5 protein-coding genes are annotated in these 6000 nt (G+C 68.7%); all 5 read right to left on the minus strand.

Annotated features, from left to right (window positions below):
* Positions 1 to 395 precede the first annotated feature (395 nt).
* Positions 396 to 827, minus strand: coding sequence for a hypothetical protein (locus V7787_RS33080; RefSeq protein WP_336091660.1), 432 nt, complete (start codon positions 825 to 827; stop codon positions 396 to 398).
* A gap of 45 nt (positions 828 to 872) precedes the next feature.
* A complete protein-coding gene (locus V7787_RS33085; RefSeq protein WP_336091661.1) occupies positions 873 to 1700 on the minus strand; it encodes a ferritin-like domain-containing protein in 828 nt (275 codons plus the stop codon).
* A gap of 375 nt (positions 1701 to 2075) precedes the next feature.
* Positions 2076 to 3545, minus strand: a complete 1470-nt coding sequence (gene purF / locus V7787_RS33090) for an amidophosphoribosyltransferase (protein WP_336091662.1) — start codon at positions 3543 to 3545, stop codon at positions 2076 to 2078.
* 209 nt (positions 3546 to 3754) lie between these two features.
* A complete protein-coding gene (locus V7787_RS33095) occupies positions 3755 to 4600 on the minus strand; it encodes a CvpA family protein (RefSeq protein WP_336091663.1) in 846 nt (281 codons plus the stop codon).
* A 68-nt stretch (positions 4601 to 4668) separates the two neighbouring features.
* Positions 4669 to 5778, minus strand: coding sequence for an SPOR domain-containing protein (locus tag V7787_RS33100; protein ID WP_336091664.1), 1110 nt, complete (start codon positions 5776 to 5778; stop codon positions 4669 to 4671).
* Positions 5779 to 6000: the final 222 nt, after the last annotated feature.

The following is a 6000-nucleotide window of genomic DNA, read 5'->3' on the forward strand; positions in this document are numbered from 1 at the left end:
CTCTGGGCGGCTTGAGAGCGAAGCCCGGAAGTCTGTGGGGGACGTGTGAAAGCGATATTTCAGTACTGGGTCATTTGATCGAGTCGGCCTTTTCGGCGTGCGCCAGGTCGCTCGATTTCTCCCTGTAGGAGCGGCGCGAGCCGCGACCGCGACATCACAGCTACGTCATAAGCGTGATGTCGCGAGGGAGGAGACGGTTTATCCGGCGATCTGGGGCGGTAGCCGTTGGCACCGCCGGCACCGCATCCGGCGAGGGCCGGAAGTCGCGGCGCGGCTCAGCCAATTCGCCGCTCAAATGCGATAAATCCAATCGCCGCTCTCAGCAAGCAACTGCGATCTTTGTCGGGCCCTGGCCGAGCATAACCACGTCATCGGCCACGCTACGGACACTTCCATCACATCGGCCACGCCCTCAGCATCGCCTCGGTAACCGGCGCATCGTCGCGATGCTTGCGCAAGTACCGCCGCAGGTCCGCGGCCAGCGGCGCCTCCGGAAAATGGTCCTGGACCCCCACCAGTTTCTGCTTCAACTCGCCTACCGAAATAGTCCTGGGCGCCGACATCGCGTACTCGCAAAGCGCCAGCGGAATCAGAAACTGAAACGGCAGCGCCCAGGTGCGTCTGCGCCCGCGCGGCGTTATTTCCCGGAATCGGCCGGTGATCTCCAGAAACCATCCCGGCGTCTCGATGGCGCCGCGCCGCGCGCTCACCCTGCAGACCATCGTATCGGCATCGGGGAAGAACGCGCCGTCGATCTTGAAGCCGGCGCCGTCCTTGTCGACGAACAGGCGATCGTCCTGGTAGGCGAGTAACGGGAAATCGAACATCTTCGCTCCTATCCGTTGGAGTGGCGCGTCCTGATTGCCGGAATGCTATCGCTCGGCGAACGCTTCCAGCATCTTCAATTCTTCATCGTCGAACCCGGCCGCACTGCGCGCGTCGAAGTTGAACGGCCCGTACAACACCGCGCGGGCGTACTCGCTCAGCAATTCGCGAAAGCGCGGCCCCGGCTCGACGCCGGCGCGTTCGCAGTACCAACGGAACCAACGCGATCCGGCGGCGACGTGGGCGACTTCCTCGCGCAGGATGGTTTCCAGGATCGCCACGGTGGCCTTGTCGCCGATCGAGGTCAGTTTGACGATCATGCCCGGCGTCACGTCCAGCCCGCGCGCTTCCAGCACCCGCGGCACCAGCGCCATCCGCGACAGGCCGTCGTGCGCGGTCTTCTCGGCCATTTCCCACAGGCCGTTGTGGGCGTCGAAATCGCCGTAGTCGAACCCCAGCTCGCGCAAGCGCGCGCGCAGCAGGCTGAAGTGGCGCGCTTCGTCGTTGGCCACGGTGACCCAGTCGGCATAGAACTGCGGCGGCAAACCGCGGAAGCGGTAGACCGCGTCCCAGCCCAGGTCGATGGCGTTGAGTTCGATGTGGGCGATCGCGTGCACGAACGCGGCGCGGCCCTCGGCGGTGCCGAAACCGCGCTTGGGCAGCTCGCGCGGATGCACCAGCGCAGGCCGCGCGGGGCGGCCGGGCATCCGGATCGGCTCGGGCGGCGGCGCGTCCTCCGGCGTCGCCAGCTCGCCGCGCGCGAACGCGGCGGCGCAGGCGAAGGTCAGTTCGACCTTGGCCTCGGGCGTGGCTGCGTCGAGGCAGGCGCGGGCGGCGTCGAACAGCGTGGCGGGGAGGACGAAGGGGGCGGTCATGCGGGGCGGAGGCGGTTCGGGCGGGCGAGACGGCGTGGCGTTGCTAGACATCATGCCCCGCTATTTCGCTGCCGTCATCGCGGGACGCCGAAACCTCCGCCACCGTCATTCCGGCGAAAGCTGGAACCTCAATCACCGTCATTCCGGCGAAAGCCGGAACCCATTTTGCTCTTGCTACTGCTCTTACCACCGCGAACGGCAACGGCAAAATCAAAATGGGTTCCGGCTTTCGCCGGAATGACGGTGGTGGAGGTGGTCGGGGTGCTGGAAAGCGGCAGTGAAGATCCGCGAGCCCCACGGAAATCCGCGAGCCCGGCGAAGGCTCGCGGCAAGCACGCATGGAGCGCGGATCAGCGCGCTCCATCGCCGCCGCGCTTACGACGCGCGCCGGGTCTTCTTGGCTTCGTCCGAACGCAATTGCTGGATGCGCTCGAAGTAACCCGGCTCCACGCCGGTGACGTACTCGCCGTTGAAGCACGAGGAATCGAAGTGCTCGATCCGGTGCTTGGGACCGGACACCGCCTGCTCCAGCGCGTCCAGGTCCTGATAGATCAGCCAATCGCAGCCCAGCAGCGTCTGCACTTCTTCGTCGCTGCGGCCGTGGGCGACCAGTTCGTCGGTCGACGGCATGTCGATGCCGTAGATGTTGGGGAAACGCACCGGCGGCGCGGCCGAGGCCAAATAAACCTTGCGCGCGCCGGCGTCGCGCGCCATCTGCACGATCTGGCGCGAGGTGGTGCCGCGCACGATCGAGTCGTCGACCAGCAGCACCACCCGGTTGCGGAATTCCAGCGGAATCGGATTGAGCTTGCGGCGCACGGATTTGGCCCGCTCGCCCTGCCCCGGCATGATGAAGGTGCGGCCGACGTAACGGTTCTTGATGAAACCCTCGCGGTACTTCACGCCCAGGGTGTTGGCGATTTCCAGCGCGGAATCGCGCGAGGTGTCGGGAATCGGGATGACCACGTCGATGTCGTGATCCGGGCGCAGGCGCAGGATCTTCTCGCCCAGGGTCTGGCCCATGCGCATGCGCGCCTTGTGCACCGAGACGTCGTCCATCATCGAGTCGGGACGGGCGAAGTACACGTATTCGAAAATGCACGGCGCGTGCTGGCGCGGCTGCGCGCACTGGCGCGAGAACAGTTCGCCGCGCGGGGTGACCACCAGGCCTTCGCCCGGGCGCACGTCGCGCACGCGCTCGAAGCCGAGCAAGTCCAGCGCCACCGATTCGGACGCCACCGCATACTCGTCCTGGCCGCCGGTGTTGCGCTTGCCCAGCACCAGCGGACGGATGCCGTGCGGATCGCGGAACGCGACCAGGCCCAGGCCGAGCACGGTGGCGACCACCGCGTAACCGCCGAGGCAGCGGCGGTTGACGCCTTCGATCGCGGCGAACGCGGCTTCGGCGGTCAGCACGCGCTGGCGGTCCAGTTCGTGCGCGAACACGTTCAGCAGCACTTCCGAATCCGATTCGGTGTTGACGTTGCGGCGGTCCTGTTCGAACACCTCGCGTCGCAGCGTGTCGGTGTTGATCAGGTTGCCGTTGTGGGCCAAGGCGATGCCGAACGGCGAATTGACGTAGAACGGCTGGGCCTCATCGGAGCCCTCGCTGCCGGCGGTCGGGTAGCGGCAGTGGCCGATGCCGACGCGGCCTTCCAGCAGGCGCATGGCCTTCTCGTCGAACACGTCGCTGACCAGGCCATTGCCCTTGTGCACGCGCAACCGAGCGCCATCGGCGGTGGCGATGCCGGCCGCGTCCTGGCCGCGGTGCTGCAGCACCGTGAGTCCGTCGTAGAGTTGGGCGGCGACATCCGTGTTGCCGACGATTCCGAGAATGCCGCACATAGCGCTGGTCCTGCCTGAGAGTCGAATGCCGCTGGGCCGCGGCGGCGCGGATTATCGCCGCTGCGCGCCGCAAATGCTCGACCGCCGTTCATCGCGGGCGAGAAAGAACGTGTTCGGCACGGTCCATCGTGGTGCCGCGGCGCCGGATTTCCACGCCGTCCGCGGCGATGCCGCGTTGCGCCGGCGGCCGTAGCGGCGCCGGCGCGGGCTTACTGCACCTGCTTGTCGTCGCGTTGCGGCGCGCCGACCTTGGCCGGATCGCCTTCGATCCGGGCGCCTTCGGCGCGGTTCTGGCTGGGTTTGTGCATGGATTTGGGCAGCATGTCGCGCATCGGCGCGGGCAGCATGCCGACCAGGCCTTCGCCGGATTCGCCTTCCGGCAGCGGCAAGGGCAGCGGCGCGGGATCTTGCTGCGCGCTTCCGCGCTGGCCACCACCGCCCAGGCCGCCGAACCCGCCGGCCATAGTCTCGCCCAGGCCGTCCGGCAAGCCGGCCGGCATCTTTTGCTTGAGGTTCTTTTCCAGACCGCGCGCCTCGGCCTGGACTGTGGCCTGCAGCGAGGTGCCGCGGCCTTCCAGGTCGACCTTGGCCGCCATCGCATTGGGCAGCGCGCTGCGCATCAACCGGGCCCCGGGCATCAGCACCCCGGCCAGGCTGGAGTCGCGCCAGGCGCGCTCGCGCGGCAGCGTGGTCATGCCCATGAACAGCAGCGCGGCGCAGGCGAAGATCACCCCGCGCACCGCGCCCAGGCCCAGGCCCATGGCCCGATCCATGCCGGACAGGCCGTAAGAGTGGGCGACGCTGCGGATCACGTAGCCGACCAGGCCCACGCCGATCCAGATCACCGCAAAACTCAGCGCATAGCCGGCCGCGTAGGAGCCCCAGCCCATTTCGGAGGTCAGGCTGCGGCCGACTTCGCCGCCGAACAAGTACGCGCCCAGGCCGGCCAACAGCCACGCCGCCAGCGACGCGGCCACGCCGATCAGACCGCGGGCCATGCCGAGCAACGCCGACAAGCCGACGATCAGCAGCAGTCCCCAATCCAATGCCGTCATAGCGTGCCGCTCCTTAGTGTGTCCGGCCGCCGATCATTGGCGGCCCGCCCCGCACCCGCCCCGCGCGCTCACGGATGCGGCTTGACCAGGGCGTCGCCGATGCCGAGTTTGCCCGCGACCTGGGCCTTGAGCTTATCCGCATCGGCGCGGTTGACCACCGGACCGATGCGCACGCGGTTGAGCGTGCCCTTGTCGGTGCGGACCTGTTCGACGAAAGCGCTGAAACCGGCCGCGCGGGCGCGGTCGCGAAGCTTGTTGGCCTCATCGGCATTGCCGAACGCACCCAGTTGCACGGCGAAGCCGGTGCCGGCCGCGGCGGGCTTGGCCGGTTCGACCGGCTTGGCCGGCGCGGGCTTGGGCTCGGCCGGCTTGGCGGCGACAGGCTTGGCGGGCTCGGGCTTGGCCGCTGCAGGCTTGGCCGGCTCCGGCGGCAGCGGCTCGACCTTGACCGGCTTGGTCGCGGACGGCTTGGGCGGCTCGGGTTTGGAAGGTTCCGGTTTGGCCGGCTCGGGCTTGGCGGGAGCAGGCGTCGGCGCCGGCTTGGGCGCGGGCACCGCGGCCGGCTGCGAGGAACCCGCCGGCGAGGCCAGATCGGCCGCATCGGCGTTGAGCACCACGACCTTGGCGCCGATGTCGTTGCGCACCTTGGTCGAGCTCAGGCGCGCGGATTCGGCGTCGGCCTGGGTTGCGAACGGCCCGATCCGGACCCGGTACACGGTGCGGCCGTTGGCGCCCGCGGCGGTCTCTTGATAGCCCGGCAGGCGCGCCGCCAGCAGCGCCGCGATCACCCGGTCGGCGTCGCTTGCGCTGGCGTAACTGCCGAAGCTGACCGCGTAATCGCCGCCCGCGGTGGACGGCGGCATCATGCCGTTCTGACGGCCGGCGGCGGTGTCGACGGTGGGCAGGGTCTGGCCGTCGCCGGACGGCGCGGCGGCCGAATCGGCCGGCGCGGGATGCTCCATGCCGACCACGCCGCCTTGCGGCGCATCGCCCGGCATCACCAGCGGCAACTCGCGGGTTTCGCCCTGGCCGGTTTGCGGCTGCTCGGGCAAGGTCAGCGGGACATCGGACGCGCCGCTCTCCGGCGCGGGGCCCTTGATCAGCATGGGCAGAAAAATCACCGCCAGGGCGATCAGCACCATCGCACCGATCAGTCGCTGTTTCAGGGCAGGTTCCATCGCTACTCGATCACTCGCAGGGCCGGTTACCGGTGCGAATTATACCCTCGCGCGGGCAACGGGCCGGTGTACATGCGCGGGCGGGAGCGCTGCGTTCATAAAAACGGCGGAAAACCGGCCGATGCGCGGCGCATGCGGCGATCAAACCGGCGCCGCCGCCAACCACTCCAGCGCCGCCGCCGCGGTGTGGAACGAGCCGAACACCAGCACCCGCTCGCCCGG

This window comes from Pseudomonas sp. CGJS7 (assembly GCF_036961695.1).

Bases quoted from the DNA above. Each gene is read 5' to 3' on its own strand.
- V7787_RS33080 (WP_336091660.1), bottom strand. From the start codon at position 827: ATGTTCGATTTCCCGTTACTCGCCTACCAGGACGATCGCCTGTTCGTC.
- V7787_RS33095 (WP_336091663.1), bottom strand. From the start codon at position 4,600: ATGACGGCATTGGATTGGGGACTGCTGCTGATCGTCGGCTTGTCGGCG.
- purF (WP_336091662.1), bottom strand. From the start codon at position 3,545: ATGTGCGGCATTCTCGGAATCGTCGGCAACACGGATGTCGCCGCCCAA.
- V7787_RS33085 (WP_336091661.1), bottom strand. From the start codon at position 1,700: ATGACCGCCCCCTTCGTCCTCCCCGCCACGCTGTTCGACGCCGCCCGC.
- V7787_RS33100 (WP_336091664.1), bottom strand. From the start codon at position 5,778: ATGGAACCTGCCCTGAAACAGCGACTGATCGGTGCGATGGTGCTGATC.